Annotated in this window: 28 protein-coding genes; 16 read left to right on the forward strand and 12 right to left on the reverse strand. The window is 59.4% G+C overall.

The features are described 5' to 3' along the window. Nucleotides 1-150: 150 nt before the first annotated feature. Together ACFSE1_RS14165 and ACFSE1_RS14170 are read right to left on the reverse strand one after the other, a co-directional pair. The gene (locus ACFSE1_RS14165) at nt 151-990 is read right to left on the reverse strand and encodes a metallophosphoesterase (RefSeq protein ID WP_377402605.1); all 840 of its coding nucleotides are present in this window, start codon (nt 988-990) and stop codon (nt 151-153) included. Between the two features lie 97 nt (nt 991-1,087). Then, entirely contained in the window at nt 1,088-1,690 is a 603-nt protein-coding gene (locus ACFSE1_RS14170; protein ID WP_377402608.1) for a superoxide dismutase, read from the reverse strand. Nucleotides 1,691-1,864: 174 nt separating this feature from the next. Between ACFSE1_RS14170 and ACFSE1_RS14175 the strand changes: the two genes are divergently transcribed. Next, nucleotides 1,865-2,365 (forward strand): DUF4142 domain-containing protein, encoded by a 501-nt coding sequence (locus tag ACFSE1_RS14175; RefSeq protein ID WP_377402611.1) that lies wholly within the window; start codon nt 1,865-1,867, stop codon nt 2,363-2,365. 15 nt (nt 2,366-2,380) lie between these two features. Here the strand turns inward: ACFSE1_RS14175 and arsB are convergent, their stop codons facing one another. Continuing rightward, nucleotides 2,381-3,436, reverse strand: coding sequence for an ACR3 family arsenite efflux transporter (gene arsB, locus ACFSE1_RS14180; protein ID WP_377402614.1), 1,056 nt, complete (start codon nt 3,434-3,436; stop codon nt 2,381-2,383). A 1-nt stretch (nt 3,437) separates the two neighbouring features. Then, nucleotides 3,438-3,974, reverse strand: coding sequence for an arsenate reductase ArsC (locus ACFSE1_RS14185; protein ID WP_377402617.1), 537 nt, complete (start codon nt 3,972-3,974; stop codon nt 3,438-3,440). 315 nt (nt 3,975-4,289) lie between these two features. Here ACFSE1_RS14185 and ACFSE1_RS14190 point away from each other — a divergent pair, with 315 nt between their 5' ends. Beyond that, the gene (locus ACFSE1_RS14190) at nt 4,290-4,817 is read left to right on the forward strand and encodes a hypothetical protein (protein ID WP_377402620.1); all 528 of its coding nucleotides are present in this window, start codon (nt 4,290-4,292) and stop codon (nt 4,815-4,817) included. A gap of 58 nt (nt 4,818-4,875) precedes the next feature. Here the strand turns inward: ACFSE1_RS14190 and ACFSE1_RS14195 are convergent, their stop codons facing one another. From ACFSE1_RS14195 to pdxH, 3 genes are all read right to left on the reverse strand, one after another. Continuing rightward, nucleotides 4,876-5,763 (reverse strand): branched-chain amino acid aminotransferase, encoded by an 888-nt coding sequence (locus ACFSE1_RS14195; protein ID WP_377402623.1) that lies wholly within the window; start codon nt 5,761-5,763, stop codon nt 4,876-4,878. 190 nt (nt 5,764-5,953) lie between these two features. Beyond that, nucleotides 5,954-6,109: a hypothetical protein gene (locus tag ACFSE1_RS14200; protein WP_377402626.1), complete on the reverse strand. Its 156-nt coding sequence runs from the start codon at nt 6,107-6,109 to the stop codon at nt 5,954-5,956. Nucleotides 6,110-6,234: 125 nt separating this feature from the next. Next, nucleotides 6,235-6,849 carry a pyridoxamine 5'-phosphate oxidase gene (gene pdxH, locus ACFSE1_RS14205; protein WP_377402629.1) on the reverse strand — a complete coding sequence of 205 codons (615 nt, stop codon included), beginning with the start codon at nt 6,847-6,849 and terminating at the stop codon, nt 6,235-6,237. A gap of 71 nt (nt 6,850-6,920) precedes the next feature. Here pdxH and ACFSE1_RS14210 point away from each other — a divergent pair, with 71 nt between their 5' ends. The 4 genes from ACFSE1_RS14210 to ACFSE1_RS14225 all read left to right on the forward strand — a co-directional run bounded on the left by ACFSE1_RS14210 (nt 6,921) and on the right by ACFSE1_RS14225 (nt 10,383). Next, nucleotides 6,921-7,376, forward strand: coding sequence for an RT0821/Lpp0805 family surface protein (locus ACFSE1_RS14210; RefSeq protein WP_377402785.1), 456 nt, complete (start codon nt 6,921-6,923; stop codon nt 7,374-7,376). Between the two features lie 203 nt (nt 7,377-7,579). Continuing rightward, a complete protein-coding gene (locus tag ACFSE1_RS14215; protein ID WP_377402632.1) occupies nt 7,580-8,809 on the forward strand; it encodes a DnaJ C-terminal domain-containing protein in 1,230 nt (409 codons plus the stop codon). Nucleotides 8,810-8,951: 142 nt separating this feature from the next. Beyond that, nucleotides 8,952-9,770, forward strand: coding sequence for an enoyl-ACP reductase FabI (gene fabI / locus ACFSE1_RS14220; protein ID WP_377402635.1), 819 nt, complete (start codon nt 8,952-8,954; stop codon nt 9,768-9,770). Nucleotides 9,771-9,792: 22 nt separating this feature from the next. Then, entirely contained in the window at nt 9,793-10,383 is a 591-nt protein-coding gene (locus tag ACFSE1_RS14225) for a histidine phosphatase family protein (RefSeq protein WP_377402638.1), read from the forward strand. A gap of 25 nt (nt 10,384-10,408) precedes the next feature. Here the strand turns inward: ACFSE1_RS14225 and ACFSE1_RS14230 are convergent, their stop codons facing one another. Further along, nucleotides 10,409-10,669 carry a DUF1344 domain-containing protein gene (locus ACFSE1_RS14230; protein ID WP_377402641.1) on the reverse strand — a complete coding sequence of 87 codons (261 nt, stop codon included), beginning with the start codon at nt 10,667-10,669 and terminating at the stop codon, nt 10,409-10,411. Between the two features lie 446 nt (nt 10,670-11,115). Here ACFSE1_RS14230 and ACFSE1_RS14235 point away from each other — a divergent pair, with 446 nt between their 5' ends. Together ACFSE1_RS14235 and aroC are read left to right on the forward strand one after the other, a co-directional pair. Further along, on the forward strand, nt 11,116-14,259 hold the full coding sequence (locus ACFSE1_RS14235) for a bifunctional diguanylate cyclase/phosphodiesterase (RefSeq protein WP_377402644.1): 3,144 nt from the start codon (nt 11,116-11,118) through the stop codon (nt 14,257-14,259). 125 nt (nt 14,260-14,384) lie between these two features. Further along, nucleotides 14,385-15,482 carry a chorismate synthase gene (gene aroC / locus ACFSE1_RS14240; protein ID WP_377402647.1) on the forward strand — a complete coding sequence of 366 codons (1,098 nt, stop codon included), beginning with the start codon at nt 14,385-14,387 and terminating at the stop codon, nt 15,480-15,482. On the opposite strand, the gene ACFSE1_RS14245 is transcribed toward aroC, so the two are convergent. Together ACFSE1_RS14245 and ACFSE1_RS14250 are read right to left on the reverse strand one after the other, a co-directional pair. Further along, nucleotides 15,479-15,850, reverse strand: a complete 372-nt coding sequence (locus ACFSE1_RS14245; protein ID WP_377402788.1) for a GNAT family N-acetyltransferase — start codon at nt 15,848-15,850, stop codon at nt 15,479-15,481. The genes aroC and ACFSE1_RS14245 overlap by 4 nt on opposite strands. A 46-nt stretch (nt 15,851-15,896) precedes the next feature. Next, entirely contained in the window at nt 15,897-17,096 is a 1,200-nt protein-coding gene (locus tag ACFSE1_RS14250; protein ID WP_377402650.1) for a winged helix-turn-helix domain-containing protein, read from the reverse strand. Nucleotides 17,097-17,216: 120 nt separating this feature from the next. Between ACFSE1_RS14250 and ACFSE1_RS14255 the strand changes: the two genes are divergently transcribed. From ACFSE1_RS14255 to ACFSE1_RS14265, 3 genes are read left to right on the forward strand one after another with little or no spacing between them, the layout of a single operon-like run. Continuing rightward, entirely contained in the window at nt 17,217-17,909 is a 693-nt protein-coding gene (locus ACFSE1_RS14255; protein ID WP_377402653.1) for an energy-coupling factor ABC transporter ATP-binding protein, read from the forward strand. Continuing rightward, entirely contained in the window at nt 17,906-18,526 is a 621-nt protein-coding gene (locus ACFSE1_RS14260) for an energy-coupling factor transporter transmembrane component T family protein (RefSeq protein ID WP_377402791.1), read from the forward strand. The genes ACFSE1_RS14255 and ACFSE1_RS14260 overlap by 4 nt, the downstream gene beginning before the upstream one ends. Nucleotides 18,527-18,560: 34 nt before the next feature. Further along, a complete protein-coding gene (locus ACFSE1_RS14265; RefSeq protein WP_377402656.1) occupies nt 18,561-19,124 on the forward strand; it encodes a biotin transporter BioY in 564 nt (187 codons plus the stop codon). On the opposite strand, the gene ACFSE1_RS14270 is transcribed toward ACFSE1_RS14265, so the two are convergent. Further along, on the reverse strand, nt 19,121-19,504 hold the full coding sequence (locus ACFSE1_RS14270) for an acyl-CoA thioesterase (protein WP_377402659.1): 384 nt from the start codon (nt 19,502-19,504) through the stop codon (nt 19,121-19,123). The genes ACFSE1_RS14265 and ACFSE1_RS14270 overlap by 4 nt on opposite strands. 157 nt (nt 19,505-19,661) lie before the next feature. On the opposite strand from ACFSE1_RS14270, the gene ACFSE1_RS14275 reads away from it, so the two are divergent. From ACFSE1_RS14275 to ACFSE1_RS14285, 3 genes are read left to right on the forward strand one after another with little or no spacing between them, the layout of a single operon-like run. Continuing rightward, complete coding sequence (locus tag ACFSE1_RS14275; protein WP_377402663.1) at nt 19,662-20,597, forward strand: histone deacetylase family protein; 936 nt, start codon at nt 19,662-19,664, stop codon at nt 20,595-20,597. Nucleotides 20,598-20,599: 2 nt separating this feature from the next. Continuing rightward, nucleotides 20,600-20,854 (forward strand): exodeoxyribonuclease VII small subunit, encoded by a 255-nt coding sequence (locus ACFSE1_RS14280; protein WP_377402666.1) that lies wholly within the window; start codon nt 20,600-20,602, stop codon nt 20,852-20,854. Nucleotides 20,855-20,906: 52 nt separating this feature from the next. After that, the gene (locus ACFSE1_RS14285; protein ID WP_377402669.1) at nt 20,907-21,035 is read left to right on the forward strand and encodes a hypothetical protein; all 129 of its coding nucleotides are present in this window, start codon (nt 20,907-20,909) and stop codon (nt 21,033-21,035) included. A 9-nt stretch (nt 21,036-21,044) separates the two neighbouring features. Here ACFSE1_RS14285 and ACFSE1_RS14290 read toward each other — a convergent pair whose 3' ends face one another. Beyond that, complete coding sequence (locus ACFSE1_RS14290) at nt 21,045-22,253, reverse strand: ROK family protein (RefSeq protein ID WP_377402794.1); 1,209 nt, start codon at nt 22,251-22,253, stop codon at nt 21,045-21,047. A 233-nt stretch (nt 22,254-22,486) separates the two neighbouring features. Between ACFSE1_RS14290 and xylF the strand changes: the two genes are divergently transcribed. Together xylF and ACFSE1_RS14300 are read left to right on the forward strand one after the other, a co-directional pair. After that, nucleotides 22,487-23,527, forward strand: coding sequence for a D-xylose ABC transporter substrate-binding protein (gene xylF, locus ACFSE1_RS14295; RefSeq protein ID WP_377402672.1), 1,041 nt, complete (start codon nt 22,487-22,489; stop codon nt 23,525-23,527). A gap of 120 nt (nt 23,528-23,647) precedes the next feature. Then, nucleotides 23,648-24,970 carry a sugar ABC transporter permease gene (locus ACFSE1_RS14300; RefSeq protein ID WP_377402675.1) on the forward strand — a complete coding sequence of 441 codons (1,323 nt, stop codon included), beginning with the start codon at nt 23,648-23,650 and terminating at the stop codon, nt 24,968-24,970. The last annotated feature ends 12 nt before the right edge of the window (nt 24,971-24,982 follow it).

A 24,982-nucleotide genomic window follows, 5' to 3' on the forward strand; every position in this document is an offset into this window, starting at 1 on the left:
AGCCTATTGAAAGAAATGGCATTTTTTTGAACACACAAAGTTGTGAAACTCAATCCTCCTGCTCCCTCTTGCTTCAGCGCCATCGAATGAAAGCACAGAGCAAACCCAGAGCCTGCCATTATAGCCTTCCAGAACGGCCGGATTGACAGATCACCGATCGAGGCTTCGCGACAATTCCCTGCCGAAGCCGCGGATCTTTAGCCGGTCGGCAAAGACATCGACGATGGCGAAGGCATTTTCCTGTGCCGTATCGACCATTCCCTTGAAGGTAACAAACCAGCAGTCGCCCTGCCGCCCCAGCCCGCCACGATGATCATGGCCGTTGAGATAGGCGCGCACATGCGCATGGCGGGCGAGAAGATCAGACAGCACGTCGGCATCCCAAAGGCAGTGATCTGTGAGGGGCACCAGCGGGTAGTGGCCAAGCACAATCACCTCCTGCCCCTTCTGGCGTGCCGTTTCGAGTTCGCTTTCGATCCAGACAAACTGGCTCTGCGACATTCCAGCATTCCAGTCTTTCGCGTTGATTGCGCCCTGTTCGATCAGATTGTCCAGTCGCTCTGTGGCGCTTGCTTTTATCCGCTCGTCCAGCCCTGCGGCAAACAGGCTTTCCTCGCAGCCATCCACGACGAGAAAACGGATGCCGGAGCGGCAGAAGGAATAATAGCCACGCGGCATGCCGAGCCGGGGCCGCACCTCGGCCACCTTTTCCGGCTCCACCAGAAAATCATGATTGCCCGCGAGAAACAGGATCTCATGGCGCGAGCGGCGATAGATTTCCAGCGGCGCCTCGAAATTCTGCCAACCGCGATCGATGAGATCGCCAAGCGTGATGATGAAGGACAGGTCCTCACTCTCAAAGGTCGCCGTCGCCTCCGCCAGCTTGTTGAGGCTGTTGCGGAAGTAGCGGTTCATGGCGAGATCATCATCCTGATCGGCATATTGCGGATCGGCGATGACACCAAAGCTGAGAAGCGGTTCGTCGGTCATGACCGCGCTGATTAAGCGCGCAGAGTGACACAGGCATGACAGCAAAACGCCCGGCGGTTGGACCGGCCGGGCGCTCTTGAGGATGGGAGAAAGTCGCTTATTTGGAAGCGGCTTCGTACATTTCCAGCACGTAATCCCAGTTGATCATGTTGTCGACGAAGGCTTCCAGATACTTCGGACGCGCATTGCGGTAGTCGATGTAATAGGAATGTTCCCAGACATCGACGCCGAGGATCGGGGATGCGCCGTGAACCAGCGGGTTTTCGCCATTCGGGGTCTTGGAGATTTCCAGCTTGCCGTTCTTCAGCGAAAGCCAGGCCCAGCCGGAGCCGAACTGCGTGGTGCCGGCAGCGATGAAATCTGCCTTGAACTTGTCGTAACCGCCCAGATCGCTGTCGATTGCAGCCTGCAGCTTGCCCGGCAGCTTGTTGCCGCCGCCGTCCTTCTTCATCCACTTCCAGAAATGGATGTGGTTGTAGTGCTGGGCTGCATTGTTGAAGAGGCCCTGGTTGGTGCCAAAGGACTTCTTGACGACTTCCTCGACGGAAAGATCGGCCATGCCGGCTTCTGCCGCCAGCTTGTTGCCGTTATCCACATAGGCCTTGTGATGCTTGTCGTGGTGGAATTCCAGCGTTTCCGCCGACATATAGGGGTTCAGTGCATCGTAGGCATAGGGAAGTTCGGGAAGTTCAAAAGCCATGATCTTACTCCTTTTCGGCAGGAACCTTGAAATGAGGTTGAGCGGGAACATAGGTGTCGAACCGCTAAGAGGCAACGGTGCAGCGCCATAATTCGCAAGGAATTCCAACCGCTCTGTGCAACTTCGTCAGCCCTTGCCTGTTCGCCAGCCGGGCGGACGCAAGGAGCAAACGCGATGAATAGACGTCACATTCTGGCCGGCGTGGCGCTGGCAAGCACACTTCCCCTCACCGGCGCACTGACGCTTGACGCAATGGCCCAGACAAGCAAGCCGGATAGCGCGAAGATGAAGGCTCTGATGGGCGGCGATTTTGCCACCGAAACCAGCAAGCTGGCGGTGGAACAGGGCTCGTCGCCTGCCGTCAAGACCTTCGCCCAGCTCGAGATTCGCGAACAGGCCGCCGTTGCCGAAGCCTTCGGCGCAAAGCCCGGCTCTGCGGGGCTGGACGAAAAGCACACGGCCATGCTGCAAAAACTGAAAGCCGCCAAGGGCGCAGAGTTCGACAAGATGTATATTGAAGGCCAGATTCAGGGCCACGAGGAACTGCTGGCAATTCACAAGGACTATGCCCGCAATGGCAAAGACGAGATGGCGAGAGGCGCATCCATGGTGGCAGTGCCCGCCATCGAAACGCATCTCGCCATGCTCAAGACGATCGAGAACTCGCTCGGGTGATCTCGTTCAATAATCCTATGCTTCCGGCGCGGCCTTGGCGGCTACGCCGGGAGCCCGCTCGTACCAGCCCTTGCTGCGGTTGACGATGGCGACCACGGAGAGCATGACTGGCACTTCGACCAGAACGCCCACCACGGTGGCAAGCGCTGCGCCCGAATTGAGCCCGAACAGGCTGATGGCGGCCGCCACGGCCAGTTCGAAGAAGTTCGAAGCGCCGATGAGTGCCGATGGACCGGCAACGCAATGCTGCTCGCCCGCCACCCGGTTCAGCAGATAGGCCAGGCCCGAATTGAAATAGACCTGGATGAGAATGGGCACGGCCAGAAGCGCAATAATGGCCGGCTGGGCGATGATCTGCTCGCCCTGAAAGCCGAAAAGCAGCACCAGCGTTGCCAGCAGAGACACAAGCGAGATCGGCTGAAGGCGATTGAGAAACCGCGAGAGCGCGGCATCGCCACCCTTTTGCAGGATCGTGCGGCGAAGAAGCTGCGACAGGACGACCGGCACGACGATATAGAGCGCGACCGAAAGAAGCAGCGTATCCCAGGGAACGGTTATCGCCGACAGCCCCAGCAGCAGACCGACAATCGGCGCGAAGGCGACGATCATGATCGCATCGTTCAATGCAACCTGACTCAAGGTGAAATGCGGCTCTCCACGGGTGAGGTTTGACCATACGAAAACCATGGCCGTGCAGGGTGCCGCAGCGAGAATGATGAGGCCGGCAATATAGGAATCGATCTGCTCGGCCGGAAGCCAGGGCCGGAAAAGCCAACCGATGAACAACCAGCCCAGAAGCGCCATGGAAAACGGCTTTACCGCCCAGTTGATGAAGAGTGTAACGCCGATGCCCCGCCAATGCCGCCCGACATGGGTGAGTGCGGCAAAATCGATCCGCAGCAGCATGGGCACGATCATCAGCCAGATGAGAACCGCCACCGGCAGATTGACCTTGGCCACCTCCATTTCGCCCAGCGCATGAAAGGCGGCCGGAAAGACCGAGCCCAAAGCCACGCCAACCAGGATGCAAAGCGCAACCCAGAGCGTGAGGAACCGTTCAAAGACAGACATGTCAGGCCTTCTCGAATCCGGTGGTCGCGCCTTCCATGCTGCCGATTTCGTGCAGCTTCGAATTGAGCGTCAGCTTGTCCAGCGAGGCAAGCGGCAGATTGACGAAGGCCGCGATGCGGTTTCGCAGATAACGTGCCGCCTTGGCGAAGGCCTGCAGCTTTTCCGCTTCCGTGCCCTCAAATGCCGCCGGATCCTCCACGCCCCAATGGGCGGTTACCGGATGACCCACCCAGACGGGGCATGCTTCACCCGCCGCATTATCGCAGACGGTGAAGATGAAATCGAACTCCACCGGGCTCTCACCCTGCCCGCCACCGGCAAACTCATCCCAGCTCTTGGAACGGAAACCTTCATGGGCATAGCCCAGCGCCGCCAGCGTTTTCAGGGAAAGCGGATGCACCTCGCCCTTCGGCTGGCTTCCCGCCGAATAGCTGCGAAAACGCCCCTGCCCTTCCTTGGCCAGAATGGACTCCGCCATAATGGAGCGTGCGGAATTGCCAGTGCAGAGAAACAGCACGTTGTAGATCTTGTCAGTCATCGGTTTCACCATTTGATCAAGTGGCAGAGCAGGTTGGATCCTCGCCGCAGCAAGGGGTGAGTTCAGCAATCAGCGGCGTGCACACATAAGCTCGTGAGGGGCCATGGGGGCTCGTGGAGCTCGTGGGCCACCAGCAGGCGGAACGCGCCCAGACGCGCTGACTGCGCCAATACCCCAAGAACTTCGATCGCTCATTTCTCATCCATATATCCAGAATAATGGATTTGTTGGTTTCGTCAAGCCGGGATTGCCGGGCTTTTCTTCCTCGTCCTACACGTCATGATTGATGGTCTATCATGCTTCGGGAATCACTTTATGACAGTCATCATTGCCCATCGCGGCGCGTCAGCCCGGCTGCGCGAAAACAGCAAACCCGCATGGCAGGCTGCCCTTCGCTGCATACCCGAAAACATGCCGCTTGTTCTTGATGTAAAGGAAGAGAATCAGCAGACGCTGCTCATCCTTCTGGATTTCCTCGCTTTTCGGCAAAGGGACAATATCATTCTGGGGCTTCGCAGCCTGCATTGCTTCGCCTTCTGCCGCCAGCATACGGATCTTGCGATCCTTGGCCTGCTGAATGGAGAGGAGGAGGAAGATGCGCAATTCTTCGCGCTTGGCGGAACCACATTAAGGCTCTGGGAAAGCAGGACCTCAATGGATCGGATTGCACGGCTTGCCGATCAGGGGCATCCGATGTGGATGACAGTGGGGGGCTGGGGCACAGGCCGGGAGCTCGGCGATTTTGCCGCCGAGCATCTGCGCGCAATGCAGGCCGCAGGCGTTGGCGGCTTTCTGGTGAACGATCCCGCCCTTGCGCGCGCGGCGCTTGGCGGGCAGATATGAAAAAGGGTGCCTCTGCGGCACCCTTTTTCATTGCAAAGTCACAATGACAAGGCAGTGGTCAGGCAGCGGCCTTTTTGCCGGAGCGCGCCCAATCCATATAAAGTTCAAGCGCCTTGCGGGCGACAGGGCCTTCCTGGAAGGACTGGTCATCCAGCTTGTTGATCGGCACGATCTTGGAGTAATTGCCGGAGGTGAAGATCTCATCGGCCTTCTTGAAGTCCTCCACCGTCAGCGTGCATTCGCGCACCTCGTGACCGGCGGCGCGCAGCAACCCGATGACGCGCGAGCGGGTGATGCCAGCCAGGAAAGTGCCGTTGGCAACGGGGGTCATCACCACGCCATCCTTGACCAGAAACACGTTGGACGAAGCGGTTTCCGCCACATTGCCGTTCATGTCGCGCATCAGGGCATTATCGAAGCCACGGCTTTGCGCCTCGATGATCGCACGGCCGCTATTGGGATAGAGGCTGCCGGTCTTGGCACCGGTCATGGCCACTTCCGGATTGGGGCGGCGGAAGGGAGACACAGTCAGCGAGCCGGGCTTGGCGGTGTGCATGGGCGCTTCGAACAGGCAGAGCGCAAAGCGGGTCGAGTCCGGATCGGCCGCAACGACCGACATGGGCGAGCCATGCTCTGCCCAATACATCGGCTTGATATAGATTGCCGTCTTGCCATCGAACTTCTTCACGCCGTCCAGCGCAAGCGCCTCGATTTCCTCCGGCGTCATGGTTGGCTTCATGCCCATGTTGATGGCAGAGCGGTTCACGCGCTGGCAATGCAGGTCGAGATCCGGCGAAATGCCATCGAACCAGCGCGCACCGTCAAACACCGTGGAACCAAGCCACATGGCGTGGGATGTGGGGCCGATGAGCGGCGGATTGCCACTGATCCACTCTCCCTCCACAAAGGTCCATGTGGTGCTGCGGGGTTCGGTGCTGACGGGCATGATCTTCTCCTCAATTGCCAATTGTGGCGCAAATTCGGGCCACTGAAAGCCTGTGGCCGCGACGGGTCAAGATTTTTTTGACCGCTCTTTGAGGATCGAAAGAATGTTGCGCCAGCGGGCGCAACACGGAAATTTCTCATTCGAAACGTTGAACGTCTCTGATAATCCCATCACAATCGGTTATCATTGATCACGGCTGCTGACGCTGCGGCACAGGCAGAAGCGGGCTGTCATCGCCGGGGGAATGGCTGGGTGGCCTGCCCGCGACAAACTGGCGATCAATCATCGGAATACTCAATACGATGGCGATGAGTGCCACCAGCAACAGGAACCACGTTATCCGCATAACCTCTCATCTTTCGTTGGTCGGATGAGGAAAGATAGTTCCGTTATGGGGCACAAATTCGATCCCGCGCATGATTTTGGTCAAAAAGGCGCGGAATCGATCGCTGTACCAAAGCAGCCAGCGGGTCACGGATACATCCGCACCTTCGACCAGCCCTCGCCCTCCCGGCGAAATTCCACGCGGTCATGCAGGCGGAACTGACGGTCGTGCCAGAACTCGATGGAGCTTGGCTCGATGCGAAAGCCGGACCAGAAAGGCGGGCGCGGAATCTCACCAATGGCAAATTTCGCTGTATATTCGGCAACCGCCTTTTCCAGCGCGAACCGCCCTTCCAATGGACGCGATTGCCTGGAGGCCCAGGCACCGATGCGGCTGCCGCGCGGGCGCGAGGCATAATAGGAATCGGCCTCCTCATCGGAAACCACGCTCACCGGCCCGCGCACACGCACCTGGCGGCGCAGGGATTTCCAGTGAAAGCACATGGCGGCCTTCTTCTGGCCCAGAATTTCCTGCCCCTTCTGGCTTTCGAAATTGGTGTAAAACACAAAGCCGCGTTCATCGAAGCCTTTCAGCAGAACCATGCGGACATTTGGCAAGCCTTCATGGTCCACGGTTGCAAGCGCCACCGCATTGGGATCGTTGATCTCCGAGGCCTCTGCATCCTTCAGCCAGTTGGCGAAAAGGGCAAAGGGTTCGCTCTCTGCGGTGAAGTCACCGCTTGTTAACCGTTCTTCCGACATATTGACTAAAACGCTCCCGATCTGATCGAATGCAGCCCTAGAACCTTAATGTGATTGGACGCAAGGTGGCAGTGACCGCAAACATATTCAACATTACCCGGCCAAGGCTGTCACTCATCATTAAAGCCTGCTCGGTTTTTGTTGTCGCTGCAGGGGTTAGCGGCTGCACCACAGGGGCTCTGGACCTGTTCGGCTCCGCGCAGAAAGTGGACCGCACGCTTTCCACCGCCACCGTTCCGAACCAGAACCGCAGCACCGAATCAATGTCCGACGAGAAGACGATTCTCAACGCGGTCTCCTCTGCCGACCTCATAAAGCTCGGCTCCTCTCCGCTTCCCTGGGCCAATACATCCACAGGCAGCGCCGGCGTGGTGTCGGACATTCGCGAAGTCAGCATGAACAACCAGCCATGCCGCGCCTTTCTCACCACGCGCCATTCCTATGAAGGCATTTCCCGCTTCAGGGGCAATGCCTGCCTGATCGGCGCGGAATGGAACATGCTTTCCTTTGCGCCGCAGAAGAATTGACGGCGCGTTCCCACTCGGGAAGGTTAGGTTAAGCTTAATCCGACTTTTACACATCCGATAAAACCATCTTTAGATTCTCCCTCGCTAAAGTCTCACTCAAAGCGCCAGGGCTGGGATCTGAGACACGGAACCCAAGCGCCTGGCCGGAGTTGATCCCGGCGGCATCCTGATCGATGGCCGCCTTCATGAACCGGTGGCGAAAGATGCGTGACCCTTATTCCCTTCTCGGCGTGAAAAGAGACGCCGGTCCTGACGAGATCAAGGCAGCGTGGCGTTCCAAGGCGAAGTCGCTTCATCCCGATCACAATCAGGATGATCCCATGGCTGCGAAACGGTTTTCCGAAGTCGGCCAGGCTTACGAGGTTCTCAAGGACCCGGAGCGGCGTCGCCGCTTCGACAAGAGATACGAGACAGCGCAGACCATTCTGCAACAGCGGGAAGCGGCACGACAGGCGGAAGAGCGCGCCAAGGCGGCCCGGGCCAATGCGGAAAAGGTGATGGAGGAACTGGCGCGCGCCAATGCACAGCGCGCCCAGGCGCAGGCGCAGGCGCAAGCACAGCAATCACAGTCTCATTCTCAGGCACAGCAGCAGGCAAAATCCCAGGCCAAGCCCCAGCAGGGCGCGCAATCCGCCAACACCTCCGAAAGTGCCGAGGATATGGTGGAACGCATTTTCGGCAACGGACCTGCAGGAGCCCAAGCCGCAGGGGCAAAGCCCGGCGCCCGCAACGCCTCCACCTCCAGGCCCCAGCCAAATGGTGGCCGCGATGCCTCGGCTGAGGATGGCGATACTGACGCAGACGCCTCGCCCGCAGACACCCATGCCAACGATGCCTCGAAGGCCCCTTTGCCGCTGCCGCTTCAGGCCATCGAGCTGATTTCGTCGCTGATGCGCCGCATCCGGGGTGAAGTGCCACCGCCGGAAAAGGCACCCGATCTTGCCGTGATTGCAACTGTCACGCTGGAGGATCTGGTATCGCTGAACCCGACCTATGTGACGCTGGCGGATGAGCGCGAAGTTCGCGTGAACCTGGAAGCGGGCATGACGGACGGCCAGCAAATCCGCCTCAAGGGCCAGGGCTTGCGCCTGCCCGGCATGCAGCGCGGCGACCTGGTAGTGACGCTGAGCGTTGCCCGCGACGAGCGCTTCCACGTGGAAGGCCACGATCTGCACACCGTGCTGAAGATCAAGCTGGAAGATGCGGTTCTGGGCGGCGAGGCGCAGGTGGAGACGCTTGGCGGATCCGTGCCGGTTTCGATCCCCGCCTGGACCGGATCCGACCAGATCGCGCGCGTTCCCGGCCTCGGCCTGCTGAAAGAGGATGGAGAACGCGGCGATCTGATTGTCGAATTCCGGGTTTTGCTTTGGGAAAAGCCGGATGACAAGGTCATCGATCTGATGCGCCACATGCGCTACGGGCTCTACGTCTGATCTAATGTGATCTTTCTGTGACGTTTTCGTTGGACAAGCACGCTCTATTACGCGTGCTTACATCAGATGATCCCCGACCTTCTTGAACGCCGTGTCCGGCTATGCCATAGGCAAACCACTTATTATTCGTAGGGGATACCGTATGGCGCAGGCAACCGGCCTAATGGCAGGCAAACGTGGCATTATCATGGGTGTTGCGAACAACCGTTCCATCGCTTGGGGTATTGCAAAGGCCATTCATGCACAGGGCGGCGAATTGGCGTTCACCTATCAGGGTGATGCCCTGAAGAAGCGCGTGGAACCACTGGCCGATGAGCTGGGTGCGATTCTGGCCGGTCACTGTGATGTTGCCGACGAAGCTTCCATCGATGCTGTTTTCGATCATATCGAAAAGGTCTGGGGCAAGATCGACTTCATCGTGCATGCCATCGGCTTTTCCGACAAGGACGAACTGACCGGCCGTTACGTGGATACGACTCCGGAAAACTTCGCCAAGACGATGCAGATCTCGGTTTATTCCTTCACCTCTGTCGCACGCCGCGCCGAGAAGCTGATGACCGATGGCGGCTCCATGCTGACCCTCACCTATTACGGCGCCGAAAAGGTCATGCCTAATTACAACGTCATGGGTGTTGCCAAGGCTGCTCTCGAAGCCAGCGTGAAATATCTGGCCGTCGATCTCGGCCCGAAGAACATCCGCGTCAACGCGATTTCCGCCGGTCCGATCAAGACGCTCGCCGCCTCCGGCATTGGCGATTTCCGCTATATCCTGAAGTGGAACGAGTATAACGCACCGCTGCGCCGCACGGTTACGATCGAGGAAGTGGGCGATGTGGGCCTCTACATGCTGTCCGATCTTTCCCGCTCCGTCACCGGCGAAGTGCATCACGCCGACAGCGGTTACCACGTCATCGGCATGAAGGCCGTCGACGCACCTGACATCTCGGTGGTAAAAGACTGAGTTTCAAAACGGGGCCAGCGCTTTGCTCATATACATGATCCGCCACGGACAGACCGATTGGAATGCCGAGGGGAGGCTTCAGGGCCAAAAGGATATTGGCCTGAACGATAAAGGCCGCGGGCAGGCTCGCCAGAATGGACAGACACTCCGGACCCTCGTGGGTCCGGACGTGGAACGCTTCGATTTCGTTGCATCGCCCCTCTCCCGCACGCGGGAAACCATGCAACTGGCCCGCGAGGCCATGGGGCTCGACCCCCTCTCCTACCGCACCGATGATCGGCTGGTGGAACTTTCCTTCGGTGATTGGGAAGGCCACACGCTGGACGATATTCGCGCAGTCGCACCAGACCGTCTGAAAGACCGATCCCGCCAGAAATGGTCATTCATCCCGCCGGGACAGGATGCCGAAAGCTATGAAATTCTTTCCTGGCGCGTGGGTGCCTGGCTGCAATCGGTGGAGCAACCCACGGTTTGCGTGAGCCATGGCGGCGTGATTCGTTCCATTCTGAAACTGGTGGGCGGCTGGGATGAGACGGAAGCCGCCAAATGCGACATTCCGCAGGACCGTGTTCTGATTATAGACCGGGATCATCCGCGCGCGGAATGGTACTGAACCGCAACAACGCGGTGGGCAAAGATTAATCGACGATCTGCAGGTCATCCACCACGCGGTTGCCGTCCACAACCGTGTAGAAAACGACCACTTTCACGCCAGCCTTCAGACCTTCGAAGTTAAACTCCTCCGGTACTTTATAGGTCTTGCCGTCATCAAGCATCAGATTGAGCTTCTGCGCATCGACTGCCTTGATCGTCGCTTCGACATCCATGCTTTGCGCACTCGCTGAAAGCGGTGACAGGAGGCTGGCAGTTGCCAGAAGAGCTGCAATCAGGATGCGCATGGAGGTAATGCTTTCATGAACGTGACGAATGTTCTGTTTCGAAACAAGTTTTTGCTCTTCGATTGTGGCGAAATTCGCCCTTCACGATGACAATTTTGCAAAGTTTCCCACTGCTCGAACAACACCCGCCTCCACTCCCTGTGCAAGGCCGACATCATCCCCGCTCATTCCCGCTCCGGCCCTTCGGCTGTCACGGTTTCTGCAATGATTCGTCCATTGTGGTTGCAGAAGATAATATTGTCTTAACCAAAACGGCAAGACACACACCAAAAGCGAGCACAAATCAGCTTTTCGACGAGGAATGATTGGGGGAAAACTTCGCTTTCTCAATGACTAACGAGAAATTACCTTTCTCGCGAAAGCTGAAATTAACTTCAACCGCCTAGCGTCCAATCAAGAGATGAGAGAGGCTGAGCTGGCGGGTGCGCTTTAAAATTCCAACATTCATGACACGGCGCATCAGCTACTTTCGGCTGCGCAGCGGTTCGCCCATTGCCATTGCATGTCTCATTGGCATTGCCTTCCTGATCGTCGGCATTGCCTTCGATCTGGAGCGGTCTGCCGCCTTCCGCGCAAAAATCCGTCAATCCACTGCAAACACGCTGGCCACCACCGCCGGACTGCTTCAGAAGCAGATGCGCCGCGACCTGATGCTGGCCGACAAGCTGATCGATCTTCTGCGTTACAAGTCCGAGTTCAAGGCGTCGGATCTGGATCAGGATGTTTCACAATTGCTGGCGGCCAACCGTCACGCTTCCGCCATTGCCTTCGCCTGGAACAACACGCTATCCCACTTGCGCACACGCGACGGGCGGATCGACTTCACGCACAATCTGAGCATCCACGGTCGCGACGCAGAGGTGAGAAGCTTCGCCGACCGTCTGGATAATATGTCGGCGGATCGGGCGCCCGTCATGGCGCAGGATCGGCTTCTGGATCTGTTCTTCGTTATCCAGCCAGTGATGCAGAGTGACGGCAAGCCTTGGGGTTCCGTGCTTTTGGCGCTGGATCGGCCGACATTCCTTAGGGAAGGCGGCGTGCATGAACATCACGACGATCACGCCACCATTGCCGCCAGCGACGGAACCCTTCTCGATATCACCATCGTCCAGAAAAACGGCGCCTATGAAACGCTGATTCTGGGAGATGCATCGCTGAAATCGCGGGCGCCGCTTCTGCATACGGTGGATATTCTTCCCACCGTTCAATGGCAGATCATGGCGGCACCCAAGGGGGGCTGGAATATTGCCCCCGCCAGCCAGTTCACCTTCCGCACATTTCTGTTGCTGGCCGGTGCCGGCATTTTGGTGCCGACCTTCGTGGCGGCAATCCTGATCGGCGAGCGCAACCGCAACATTCGCAAGCTGAAGGCGCGCGAGGCCAATCTGCTGGAATTGTCGCAGCGCTTCACCCTTGCCATGGAAAGCTCCAACATCGGCATCTGGGAGATCAAGGGCGACAATGTCCTCATATGGGACGAGCGCGCCGCCGCGCTGCACGGCAAGGAACACGACCCCTCGCTTAACCGGCTGGAGGAATGGTTCAGCGCGATTCACCCTGATGATCTGGCGTCAGCAGAAGCGCATTTCTTCACCAGCATCTGTTCCACGCAACCCTGTGTGAACGTCTATCGCGTGACGCTTGCCAATGGCGATGTTCGCTATCTGCGTTCGGCGGGCGCCAGCTATCGCAAGAGCGACCTGACAAGCCACACGACGGGCATCGTATGGGATGTCACCTCAGACATGCTGATGAACCAGACGCTGCGCGAGGCCAAGGCCGATAGCGACATCAAGAATGCGGAACTGGAGCTGGCGCTGGATGAGCTTTCCAACCGCGAGCATGAACTGGAAGAGCTTTCCACCCGCCTGAACGTGGCTCTGGCGTCCTATAATTGCGGGATCTGGGAAACCTCCACCGCGCTTCAGACCGAAATATGGGACGAGAGGATGTGCCAGCTCTACGGCCTGAACGATGCCAACCGGAAAGTCAGCCATGAGGAGTGGCTGGCGATGATCCACCCGGAAGACCGGCATCTGGCAGAGCGGCTGGCAACGCGCTTCCCGGACAATATGACCGGTGCGCCGCTGACGGTGCGTGTGCCGCAGCCGGATGGCTCGATCCGCTATGTGCGCTCCATCGGCAAGCCGCATGTGGGCCGCGATGGAGCGGTGAAGCTGGTGGGCATTGCCTTCGATGTGACCGCCGACATGCGCATGACCCAGCAGCTTCAGGCAGCCAAGCAGGAGGCCGAGGCCAAGAATGTGGAACTGGAACTGGCGCGGCAGAGAATCGAGCACAATGCGCTGCACGATCCGCTGACCAACCTTGCCAACCGCCGCAAGCTGGACATGGAACTGGATGAGCTGACGCGGGAAAGCCGCAACCGCCGCACCCAGGTTTCCATACTGCATCTCGATCTCGACCGCTTCAAGCAGATCAACGACACGCTGGGCCATGCGGCAGGCGATGCCATGCTGGTCTATGCGGCTGATGTTCTTCGCCGCAACATGAAGCCGGACGATCTGGTCGCGCGCATTGGCGGCGACGAGTTCGTCATCGTGGTGAAGAACACTGCGGATGCCGATGCCATGGCCGAGCTTTCGACGCGCATTATCAATGAAATTCGCCAACCGCTGGATTTCGAGGGATTTTCCTGCCGTTGCGGCGTTTCCATCGGCATTGCGCAGGCAAGCGGGCCGAATGTGGATGGCCGCAAGATGCTGGTGGATGCCGATATTGCGCTTTACCGCGCCAAGAACCAGGGCCGGAACCGCTTCGAGTTCTTCACGCAGAACCTCCAGGCGGAAATCATCAACCACAAGCGCACCGCCGACGAGCTTTTGACCGCAATCGAAGAGCAGCAGTTCGTGACCTGGTACCAACCGCAATTCTGCGCCAACAGCAAGGAATTGACTGGAGTTGAGGCTCTGGTGCGCTGGCGCCATCCGCATCGCGGCATTCTGGCGCCGGATGCCTTCCTCAGCATTGCCGAAGATCTGAACGTGACGGCCAATCTCGACCAGATCGTTCTGGAGACGGTTCTCAAGGACCAGATGCGCTGGGCTGCGATGGGCCTGAATGTGCCGAAGGTATCGGTCAACGTCTCCTCGCGGCGCCTGAAGGACGAGGCATTGATCGAGACGCTGAAGACCCTGCCAATCACGCCGGGGCGGATTTCCTTCGAGCTGGTGGAATCCATCTTCCTCGACGAGAGCGAGGATTCCGTGACGCGTAATCTCGAAGCGATCAAGGCGCTTGGCATCGACATCGAGATCGATGATTTCGGCACGGGCCACACGTCGATCGTCAGCCTTTTGAAGCTGCGGCCCAAGCGGCTGAAAATCGATCGGCAGCTGGTCATGCCGATCCTCACCTCGCCGCAGGAGCGCGCCCTGGTTCGCTCCATCATCGAAATTGCCAAATCGCTGGGCGTGGAAACCGTGGCGGAAGGCGTGGAGACGATGAACCACGCCGAAATGCTGCGCGAGCTGGGCTGTGATCTTCTACAGGGCTATGCCTTTGCCCGCCCGCTGCCCTTCGACAATTTCACCAGCGGCGCTCTGGACGGCTTCCTGCGGGCAAGCTGACAGGAAATTGCCGCTGGCGAACCGCTGGCACGGTAAAAGCGCTTTCCTCCGCACGGGGTTTTCCCTTAAAGAGACGCCATCAAAAGGCAATGGCGGCGCTTCAAGCCGCGTTATGGTCGGGTCTCATGTCGCACAACACATTCGGTCATCTTTTCCGCGTCACCACCTGGGGCGAAAGCCATGGGCCAGCGCTTGGCTGCGTGGTGGATGGCTGCCCTCCCGGCCTGACCTTCACGCAGGATGAAATCCAGTCCTTCATGGACAAGCGCAAGCCCGGCCAGTCGCGCTTCGTGACCCAGCGGCGCGAGGAGGATGTGGTCAAGGTGCTTTCCGGCGTCATGCTTTCGGAAGACGGCGTGACCATGACGACGACGGGCACGCCGATTTCCATGCTGATCGAGAATACCGACCAGCGCTCGAAGGATTACGGCGAGATTGCCCGCCGCTACCGCCCCGGCCATGCGGATTACACCTATGACCTGAAATACGGCATTCGCGACTATCGCGGCGGCGGCCGTTCTTCCGCCCGTGAAACGGCAGCCCGCGTGGCCGCCGGTGTGATTGCCCGCAAGGTGGTGCCGGGTGTGACCGTTCGTGGCGTGCTGACGCAGATCGGCAAGCACAAGATCAACCGCGATAACTGGGATTGGGCCGAAGTTGAGCGCAACCCCTTCTTCTGCCCGGACCCTGCCATGGTGCCTGTCTGGGAAGCCTATCTGGATGAGATCCGCAAATCGGGTTCCTCCATCGGCGCGGTGATTGAAGTGGTGGCCGAAAACGTTCCGGCAGGGCTCGGCGCACCGATCTATTCCAAGCTCGACCAGGACATCGCTTCGCTGCTGATGTCCATCAATGCGGTGAAGGGCGTGGAAATTGGCGAGGGTTTTGCCTCCGCAGAACTGAGCGGCGAAGAAAATGCCGACGAAATGCGCATGGGCAATGACGGCAAGCCGCTGTTCCTCTCCAACCATGCAGGCGGCATTCTGGGCGGCATTTCCACCGGACAGCCGATTGTGGCACGCTTTGCCGTCAAGCCCACCTCCTCGATCCTGACCGAGCGCCAGTCCATCGATGTGGATGGGAACCATGTGGAAGTGCGCACCAAGGGCCGTCACGACCCCTGCGTCGGCATTCGCGCTGCACCGATTGGCGAAGCCATGGTGGCCTGCGCCATCGCAGACCATTATCTGCGCGACCGCGGCCAGACGGGCAAAATCCGTTAAACCGGGCGGCGCACACACTGCGCCATGCCGACGGAGCGTGGCGCGGTTTCCCTGAAGCCGAATTGCTCATAAAGCCTGTTTGCCGGAACATCGGCAATCAGGCTCACATAGGCCGTTTCCGGCAGAGCGTCGCGGATATGCTCGGAGAGTGCAGCCATGATGGCCTTGCCGAGCCCCCTGCCCTGATGGGCGGGATCGACCGCAATATCGGTGACCTGAAAAAAGCAGCCGCCATCGCCGATGATGCGGCCCATGCCAACCACCTCATCCCCAAACAGCACGCGCACGCCAAATTGCGTGTGCGGCAGGCCTTTCTCCGCTGCTTCTCGCGAGAAAGGCGTGAGGCCAGAGATCAATCTCAGCCGCATGTAATCGTCGATATCCACGACACGCGGTTCGACGCGGTATTCATTTTCAGCCACCATCTTTTCCTGTCCAACCCGTCAGAAAGTCCACCGTCTCCACGCCGGTGAAGCGTGCAAGGCGCGTAAGTTCCGCCTCCAGTCGCGCCATGCGTCCAGTGGAGAGCTTAACACCCGGCTCCAACCACAAACGCTTGACGGCCAGAACCCCGGCCTTGCGCTCTGCCTTCATATCGATGCGTCCGATCAGGCGATTGCCCTCCAGAAGCGGAAAAACATAATAGCCATATTGCCGCTTCGGCTCCGGCACAAAAATCTCAATGCGGTAGTTGAAGCCAAAAAGGCGCTCCGCACGATCGCGATCCCTGAGCAGCGGATCAAAGGGGGAGAGCACCCGCAGGCGTGCCGGTGGTTCCGGCGCATTCATCAGATCAGAGATGCGATCCTTGAGCGCAAAGGAAAGGCGCTGGCGGCCATCGACGCAAGCAATGCTGACCGGCTGCAATTCATCGCGATGGCTTTCCACCCAGGCCTTGGCCTCTTGTGCCTTTATGAGATCCCAGAAGGCTGCAATCTCGCCCGTGGTGGCAAAGCCCAGCCTTTCCAGCGCTGAACGACAGGCCCAATCGACGAAATCCGCTTCCGAAACCTCCGCCTCGTAATGCGCGGGCGCAATGACCCGCTCCATCAGATCGTAGACCTTCTGGAATCCCTCCCGCCGGGAAATGGCGAGATGCCCCGTGTGCCACAGAAATTCCAGCGCTGTCTTGGAAGGATGCCAGTTCCACCAGCCGCCTGACTTGTGATCCTCCACTTTCACATCGCGGGACATTACAGGGCCGTGATCGCGAATACGCGCCAGCGTCTGTTGGAAGGCGGCATCGAAGCCCTCCCCCTGCCAGCGCCGCCAGCGTTCCAGAATGATCGGTTCGCGGCGCCGGAAACGATGCTTCCAATAGGCAAAGAAGGCGGAAGGAATGATGGAGGCGTCATGCGTCCAATGTTCGAACAGGCTGCGCTCCTGCTCCAGCAACCGCGTCAGATCTTCGCGCCGATAGGTCTGGTTACGGGAGAAAAGGATCTGCTGATGGGCGCGCTCCACCGTTTGCACGCTGTCGATCTGCACGAAACCGATGTCCTCGATCATCCGCTGTAGACCCTGGTACCCAAGCGCACGGCTGGGTGCAGCGGAAAGCCCCTGGCGATCCAGGAAAATGTTTCGTGCCAGCAGGTTGTCGAACAGGATCGTCATGGTTGTGCAAGCTAGCCTTTGTTCTCCCTTTGTTCAATAGCGCAAACAATCAAAAAAATTGGCTTGAAAGAGTTGCGCCCGCTATAGAAGCCAGACTTGGACCCAGAGGATACGAGACGCGTGCGCATCATCTTCGAAAATGCCAGCCTTTCTTTCGGCAGCCCCTCAAGCCGTCAAGTGGCGCTGCATCCGCTTTCTCTGGAGCTTGCGGAAAACCGCGTGGGCGTGATCGGGTTGAACGGTTCCGGCAAGACGAGTTTTGCCCGGCTGATAAACGGCCTCGCCCGGCCGAGCGGCGGGCGTGTGACGCTGGACGGATTGGACACGGTGGAGGATGAGGCCGCGGTGCGGGCGGCAACCGGCTTCATCTTCCAGAACCCCGGCCACCAGATCATTTTGCCGATCATCCGCGACGATATTGCCCTTGGGCTGAAAAGCCGGGGTTTGACGGGACAGGCGGTGCAGGAACGGGTGGACGCGATCCTTGGCCGATTTGCCCTGGAGGGGCTGGCAGATCGGCGACCGCATGAGCTTTCCGGCGGGCAATTGCAGCTTGCGGCGCTTGCCGCTGTGATGGTGACGGAGCCGAAGCTGCTGATCTTCGACGAGCCCACCAACCAGCTCGATCTTCGCAACCGCGCCCTGGTGAAGCGCACGCTGGCCAGCCTGCAGGAACAGGCCATCGTCATCAGCCACGATCTTGAGCTTCTGGCCGATTTTCCCCGTGTTCTGCTGTTTCACGAGGGGCGGCTGGCCTTCGATGGATCGGCGGCGGATGCCATTGCGCGCTACCACGAGATTGCCGAATGCTGACCAGCCTGCACATGGAAGGCAATAGCTGGCTTCATCGCGCTTCCGCCGGTTACAAGCTTTTCTCCCTCTTCATTCTCAGCCTCGTGCTCAGCCTGCTGAACAGCCCCGCGCTGCTTGGCCTTTCGCTTTTTGCAGCCATTCTTCTAGCCGCGCAGGTGGGGCTTACGCCACGTCCTTTATGGGCGCGCACCAAGCCTGTGCTGCTGACCATCGCGCTTCTGGCACTGGTGAATTATGTCGTGGTGTCCCCGAGGGATGCGCTGGTGACGCTTCTGCGGCTGCCCGCAATCGTGGTTCTTGCAACAATCGTAACGGCCACCACCTCGCTTTCGGCCTTCATCGATTGCCTGACAAAGGCTGCGCGACCGCTGGAGCGGCTGGGCCTGCTTCGGGCGGCGGATGTGGGGCTGGCGCTTGGGCTTGTGCTGCGCTTCGTGCCGGAAATTGCCGCACGGCATGAAACACTGCGCGCCGCACATAAGGCACGCGGCATACCCTACCGGCTGCACCGCGCCCTTGGGCCGCTGATCATTGCCACGCTCAAGGATGCGGATAGCATTGCCGAGGCGATTGACGCACGCGGCATTCGCGGCCACAAAAGCGGACATTCAAAATAAAGTTTCGGCCTTCAGCGCCAAAAGGAGTTGTTGCATGAACACCAGGGATATTGTGCTTGCGGCGCTTTTCACTGCCATCGTCATTGTTCTCGGCCTCATTCCGCCGGTCACGATTGCTCTCATCCCGGTTCCGATCACCGCGCAGAGCATGGGCGTGATGCTGGCAGGCTGCATTATCGGCGCCCGGCGCGGGGCACTGTCCTATGCGCTGCTTGTGGTTCTGGTGGCCGTCGGCCTGCCGGTTCTCGCAGGCGGTCGCGGCGGTCTTGCCGTGCTCATGGGGCCAACCGGCGGCTATATCTTCGGCTGGATCATCGGCAGCTTCGTGACCGGTCTGGTGGCGCAGCAATTCGTCCGTGAAGGCCAGCCGGCCCTGCGCCAGTTCGCAGGCTTCCTGATGGCCAGCCTCATCGGCGGCATCGTCGTGGTTTATGCCATCGGCATGCCCTGGCTCTCGATGGTGTCAGGCACGCCGTTCGACAAGGTGGTCTTGGGCTCTCTCGCCTTCATTCCGGGCGATCTGCTGAAGGCCGTGATTGCGGCGCTGGCGGCACGCGCCGTCATGGTGGGCTATCCACTTCTGCCGCAGCGCGCCTAATCGAGATATTTGTAGAGCCAATCGCGAAGCTCTTCGGGAAGCGGCACGGGCGTGCCGCTTTCACCGTCGCAGGCGGTCCAGACCACTTCCGCCTCCGCCACGCGCTCTTCGCCGCGATACATGATGATGACGAAGCCCGCCGATTTGCCGCCAATCTTGCTGACGCGCACCGTGCATTCCACGCGATCGCCAAACCGGAGCGCCCGCAACAGGCTGCAGGACACTTTCGACACATAGAATGCCGGATCGGACCCCGCCTGCTGGCGGCTGGCCCAGAAGCGGGCAAGCGCCTCTTCCGCATGGGTAATATAGGCCGCGCTGAACATTTCCCCGCGCAGGCCCACATCCCTGAACGGCACCTCGAAAACATATGCAGCCATATCGATCCCCCTGCTCCTGGCATCAGTTAAGTACAGGCAGAAGGGTTCGACAAGAACGAAGCGGTGGGAGAACCGGCGGCAGCGCTTGAAATCATGCCGTTTCTAGGCCATTTCCAAAGCGCCCGCCTTTCTCCAAAGCGGCAGGAGGCAAAAGCCCATGACGACCCGCCTGTACGAACACAAGATCTTCCTTGAACACAACACTCCAGAGGGCCACCCGGAACGAGCCGATCGTCTCCGTTCCCTGCACATCGCGCTGGAGCATCCGAATTTCGACCGGCTTGAGCGGCTGGAAGCGCCGCAGGCCAATGAGGATGCCGTTCTTCTGGCGCATCCCGATGAGCACCTCACCTCCGTCATGCGGGAAATTCCCGAGGAGGAAGACCGCATTCGCCAGATCGAGGCCGATACCTATGTGAGCCAGAAGAGCTTGCAGGTGGCGCTGACGGGCATTGGCGGGGCGCTGGCCGCCGTGGACGACGTGTTTACCGGCAAGGCCGACAACGTGTTCGTTGCCTCGCGCCCGCCGGGCCACCATGCGGAGAAGACCAGGGCCATGGGCTTCTGCCTTTTCAACAATGTTGCCATTGCGGCCCGCCATGCCCAGAAAACCTATGGCGTGGAGCGTGTGGCCATTGTCGATTGGGACGTGCATCACGGAAACGGGACGCAGGATATTTTCTGGAACGATCCCTCCGTTCTGTTCTGCTCCACCCATCAGATGCCGCTTTACCCCTGGAGCGGCGAGCTGAAGGAAACCGGCGAACACAACAATATCGTCAATGCGCCGCTTTCGGCCCATTCGGCGGGGGATCATTTCCGCGAAGCCTTTTCCAGCCGGGTTTTGCCCGCGCTGCACAATTTCCGCCCGGATTTCGTTCTGATTTCCGCCGGGTTCGACGCGCATCATCGCGATCCACTGGCGCAGATCAATCTCGTCGGCGACGATTTCGACTGGGCAACCGGCCGCCTGATGGAGATTGCCGGGCGATATGCCGACAACAGGCTCGTCAGCCTGCTGGAGGGCGGCTATGATCTCGAAGGACTGGCTGAATCGGCCGGTCTCCACATTTGCAGATTGATGAAGGGTTGAGAATGGCAGACGGCGCAGAGAACCACGATGTCAGCGGCTTGAGCTTCGAGAAGGCCGTGGCGGAGCTGGAAAGCATCGTCACGCGGCTGGAACGCGGCGACGTGGCGCTGGATGAATCCATTGCCATTTACGAGCGTGGCGAAGCCCTGAAGAAGCATTGCGAAAAGCTTCTGAACGCGGCTGAAAACCGGATCGAGAAAATCCGCCTCGACCGCGCTGGCAAGCCGCAGGGTGTGGAGCCGCTGGACGGCGAATAGGCGGAATAGCGGCAGACGGGAACCGAATGCCGTCTCCGCACGTTTTGCGGCCATGGCAAAAGATACCGGACCAAAGGCCCGCAAGGGCATGATCAGCTTCGTTATTACCATCCTGCTCGTGGCGCTGGCCCTTGCCGCGATCTATATGATCGGCTTCACGCCGGGCGAGACCAATCCATAAAGCGGCGCATCAGCGCAATTGCGTCAGGCGCTGATCGATGGCGGCCAGAGCCAGATCCACATGCCCTTCGAAGACAAGCGATTGCTCATCGGACACGATGGAAATGTTCGGCATGCCGTTCAGTCGCGCATGAAGCGTTTGTGACAGCCCCTCTTCCAGACCAACGGACAAAAGATCATAGAAACGGCTGCCCGGCCCCGTGACCGCAATCGGCATATCGCCCACCATGCTGAGCACACGAGACAGGCCCTGACCGAGCGCAATGCCCGCCTGACGGAAGGCATATTGCGCCATGCGATTGTTCTGGCGGGCGGAAAGCGCGATCTTCTCCATCTCCGCGATCGGCACGAATTTCGCCGGGATGGTGTTGGGCGGAACCTGGAAGGCAAGCCGCAGAATGCCATAGAAGCCCGCAGACGCCTCAATGCAGCCATAGGCTCCGCAACGACAGAGACGGTTATCCGGGGCATTCAGCATATGGCCGAAATTGGGAGCCGTCGCGATGATATCGCCGCCCTCCTCCTTTGCCACGCCAAGCCCGATGCTGTGACCGAGCGACAGCGCGATGAGACCTGGGGACCGCTGCTGATCCTCTCGCAGCAGAAGCCGCTTGCCGAGCGCCTGCACCACCAGAAGACTTTCATTGCTCAATGTCAGCGTCGCATTCTGATAGGGCCGGGTCAGGGTACTGAAATCAACATCCTCCCGCCCCAGGACCGGGGACCAGACAAGGCGGCTCTGTTCGGCATCGACAATCCCCTTGCTGCTCAATGACAGATGCAGGATCGCCTCCGGTGCCAGCCGGGAGCGCGTCATCAGGCGGTCGAGCGACTGGGAAATCTCCTCGATCATGCGCGCCGGTCGGGCATTGGCAATATCCCGGCCCGTGCTGAAGCGGTCGATCAGCGTTCCGCGATAATCGGATAGCGCATAGTGAAGCGCATCTGAGGAAATCTGGACCGAGATGGCATGGGCATGGCTGCTGGCCCGCTGGAACAGAACCCGCGGGCGCCCTCTCCCGCTCGGCGCGCTTTGCTCCTGCCGCTCGATGGCACCTGTGCGCTCCAGCTCCGTGGTCACTGCCGTGACCGTGGCAGAGGCAAGCCCTGTCAGCTCGGACAGTTCGGTATGCGAAAGCCCGCCTTTCAAGCGCAGTGCTTTCAACACTGCCAGCATGTTCTGGCGGCGCAAAAGCTCGGTAGAGGGCTTCAAATTCATCATGCTCAAGGCCGCGGCCCACTTAATTCACGGCCAAGTTTCTGGCTCGCTTATTTTCACACTTCAACATTGACTGAGGACAGTTGACACCTTCCGCATCATCTGCCAGTTATTTTCTCGACTGTCGAGAAAAACAATTCCTGCACGGAATTCGAGGGGCTCGACGGTAATTCACGCGGGGGGCCGAGCGGACGAGGAGGTTCGCAGTCCCTGCATTCACTCGGGAGGTTTACATGAAATCAGTACTCAAGCTGATGGCCTGCGCGGCTGTTCTGGCTTCCGTTCACACGCCTGCTTCCGCCAAGGATCTGGTGGTCGGCGTTTCCTGGTCGAACTTCCAGGAAGAACGCTGGAAGACCGACGAAGCTGCCATCAAGAAGGCTCTGGAAGCCGCTGGCGCCAAGTATATTTCCGCTGACGCCCAGACCTCTGCCGCCAAGCAGCTGACAGACATCGAAAGCCTGATTTCGCAGGGCGCAAACGCGCTGATCGTTCTGGCGCAGGATTCCTCGGCAATCGGCCCGGCCATTGAAAAGGCAACCAATGAAGGCATTCCGGTCATCGGCTACGACCGCCTGATCGAGAACCCGTCGACCTACTACATCACCTTCGACAACAAGGAAGTGGGCCGCCTGCAGGCCAAGGAAGTGTTCAAGGTCAAGCCGGAAGGCAATTACGTCTTCATCAAGGGCGGTTCCACCGACCCGAACGCGGACTTCGTTTTCTCCGGCCAGATGGAAGTGCTGAAAGCCGCCATCGATTCCGGCAAGGTGAAGAATGTCGGCGAGTCCTACACGGATGGCTGGAAGCCGGAAATTGCCCAGAAGAACATGGAGCAGTTCCTGACCAAGAACAACAACAAGGTCGATGCGGTCGTATCGTCCAACGACGGCATGGCCGGCGGTGTTGTCGCAGCGCTTGAAGCGCAGGGCATGGCGGGTGCAGTTCCAGTCTCCGGTCAGGACGGCGACAAGGCGGCGCTCAACCGCATCGCGCTTGGCACGCAGACGGTTTCCGTCTGGAAGGACAGCCGCGAGCTTGGCAAGAAGGCCGGTGAAGTGGCTGTTGCTCTTGCCAAGGGCACAAAGATGACCGACCTGCCAGGCACGGTGAAGTTCAAGGGCGGCACCAAGGGTGTTGAAATGAACTCCGTGTTCCTCACGCCAATCGCAATCACCAAGGACAACCTCAACGTTGTTCTGGATGCGGGCTGGATCTCCAAGAAGGAGCTTTGCCAGGGCGTGAAGGCCGGAAGCGTGAAGGTTTGCAGCTAAGCTGCAACCGCAAACAGCAAGAAAAACGGCAACTCGTTCTTCTGACCGGGACGTCGCGGCTTGGCCGCGGCGTCTTTCGCTCAGGCATGCTTGCCGCATAAAGAGGGGAGTTGAAGGCTTATGACGGATCACACCATTCCGGCTGCCGCCAATCGCACCGCCGGTGCACGCGCGGCGACCGGCAATCCGCTGAAGCGCTTTTTCCAGGCCACCGAAATCGACACGCGCCTGCTTGGCATGGTGCTGGCAATGCTGGTGATCTGGATTGGTTTCCACGTCATGTCGGGCGGATTGTTCCTGACGTCGCGCAATCTCTGGAACCTGTCCGTTCAGGCGGCCTCCGTCTCCGTGATGGCGACGGGCATGGTGCTGGTGATCGTGACGCGCAACATCGATCTGTCGGTCGGATCCATCCTGGGCTTTGTCGGCATGATCATGGCCGTCACCCAGACCAAATACCTGCCCGCCTGGCTTGGCTATGACCACCCGATGACCTGGATCCTGGCGCTGAGCGTCGGTATCGTTCTGGGCGCTGCCATCGGCGCGTTTCAGGGCGCCATCATCGCCTTCCTCGGCGTGCCGTCCTTCATTGTCACGCTGGGTGGCCTTCTGGTCTGGCGCGGCGCGGCCTGGATGGTGACAAGCGGTGCCACTGTCGCACCCATGGATGTGAATTTCCGCCTGATGGGCGGCGGCGCGGATGGCTCCATCGGTGCCAGTGCCAGCTGGATCGTCGGCATCATCGCCTGCCTGTTCATCGTCCTGTCCATTCTGCATTCGCGCAAACAGCGCAAGCGCTTCGGCTTTCCGCTGAAGCCTGTCTGGGCAGAACTTGTGGTGGGCGTGGTTGGCTGCGGCGTGGTGCTGGGTGCCGTGAAGGTGCTCAACAGCTATTACATGCCGGTCAACCTGGCGCGGCGCTATGCGGAAGAGAACGGCATTGCATGGCCGGAAAACGGGCTCGACATTCCGCTCGGCATCGCCATTCCGGTTCTGATTGCGCTTGGCATTGCCATCGCCATGAACTTTCTCACCAACCGCACCCGCTTTGGCCGCTATGTCTTTGCCATTGGCGGAAACCCGGAAGCGGCTGAACTGGCCGGTATCAAGACCCGCTGGGTCACGGTGCGGCTGTTTGCCCTGATGGGCGCGCTCTGCGCCATTGCTGCCGCCATTTCCACCGCACGACTGAACGCCGCGACCAATGCGCAAGGCACGCTGGACGAGCTTTACACCATCGCCGCAGCGGTGATTGGCGGAACCTCGCTTGCCGGTGGCGTGGGCACCATTGCTGGCGCGGTTCTGGGCGCGCTGGTCATGCAATCACTCAATTCGGGCATGGTGCTGCTCGGCATGGATGCACCTTTGCAGAGCATCGTGATCGGCGCCGTACTGGTTCTGGCCGTCTGGCTCGACACCATCTACCGCGCAAGAGCCCGATAGAAGGAGCAGGAC

The sequence above is a fragment of the Affinirhizobium helianthi genome, assembly GCF_042680945.1.
GTDB classification, from domain to species: Bacteria; Pseudomonadota; Alphaproteobacteria; order Rhizobiales; family Rhizobiaceae; genus Neorhizobium; species Neorhizobium helianthi.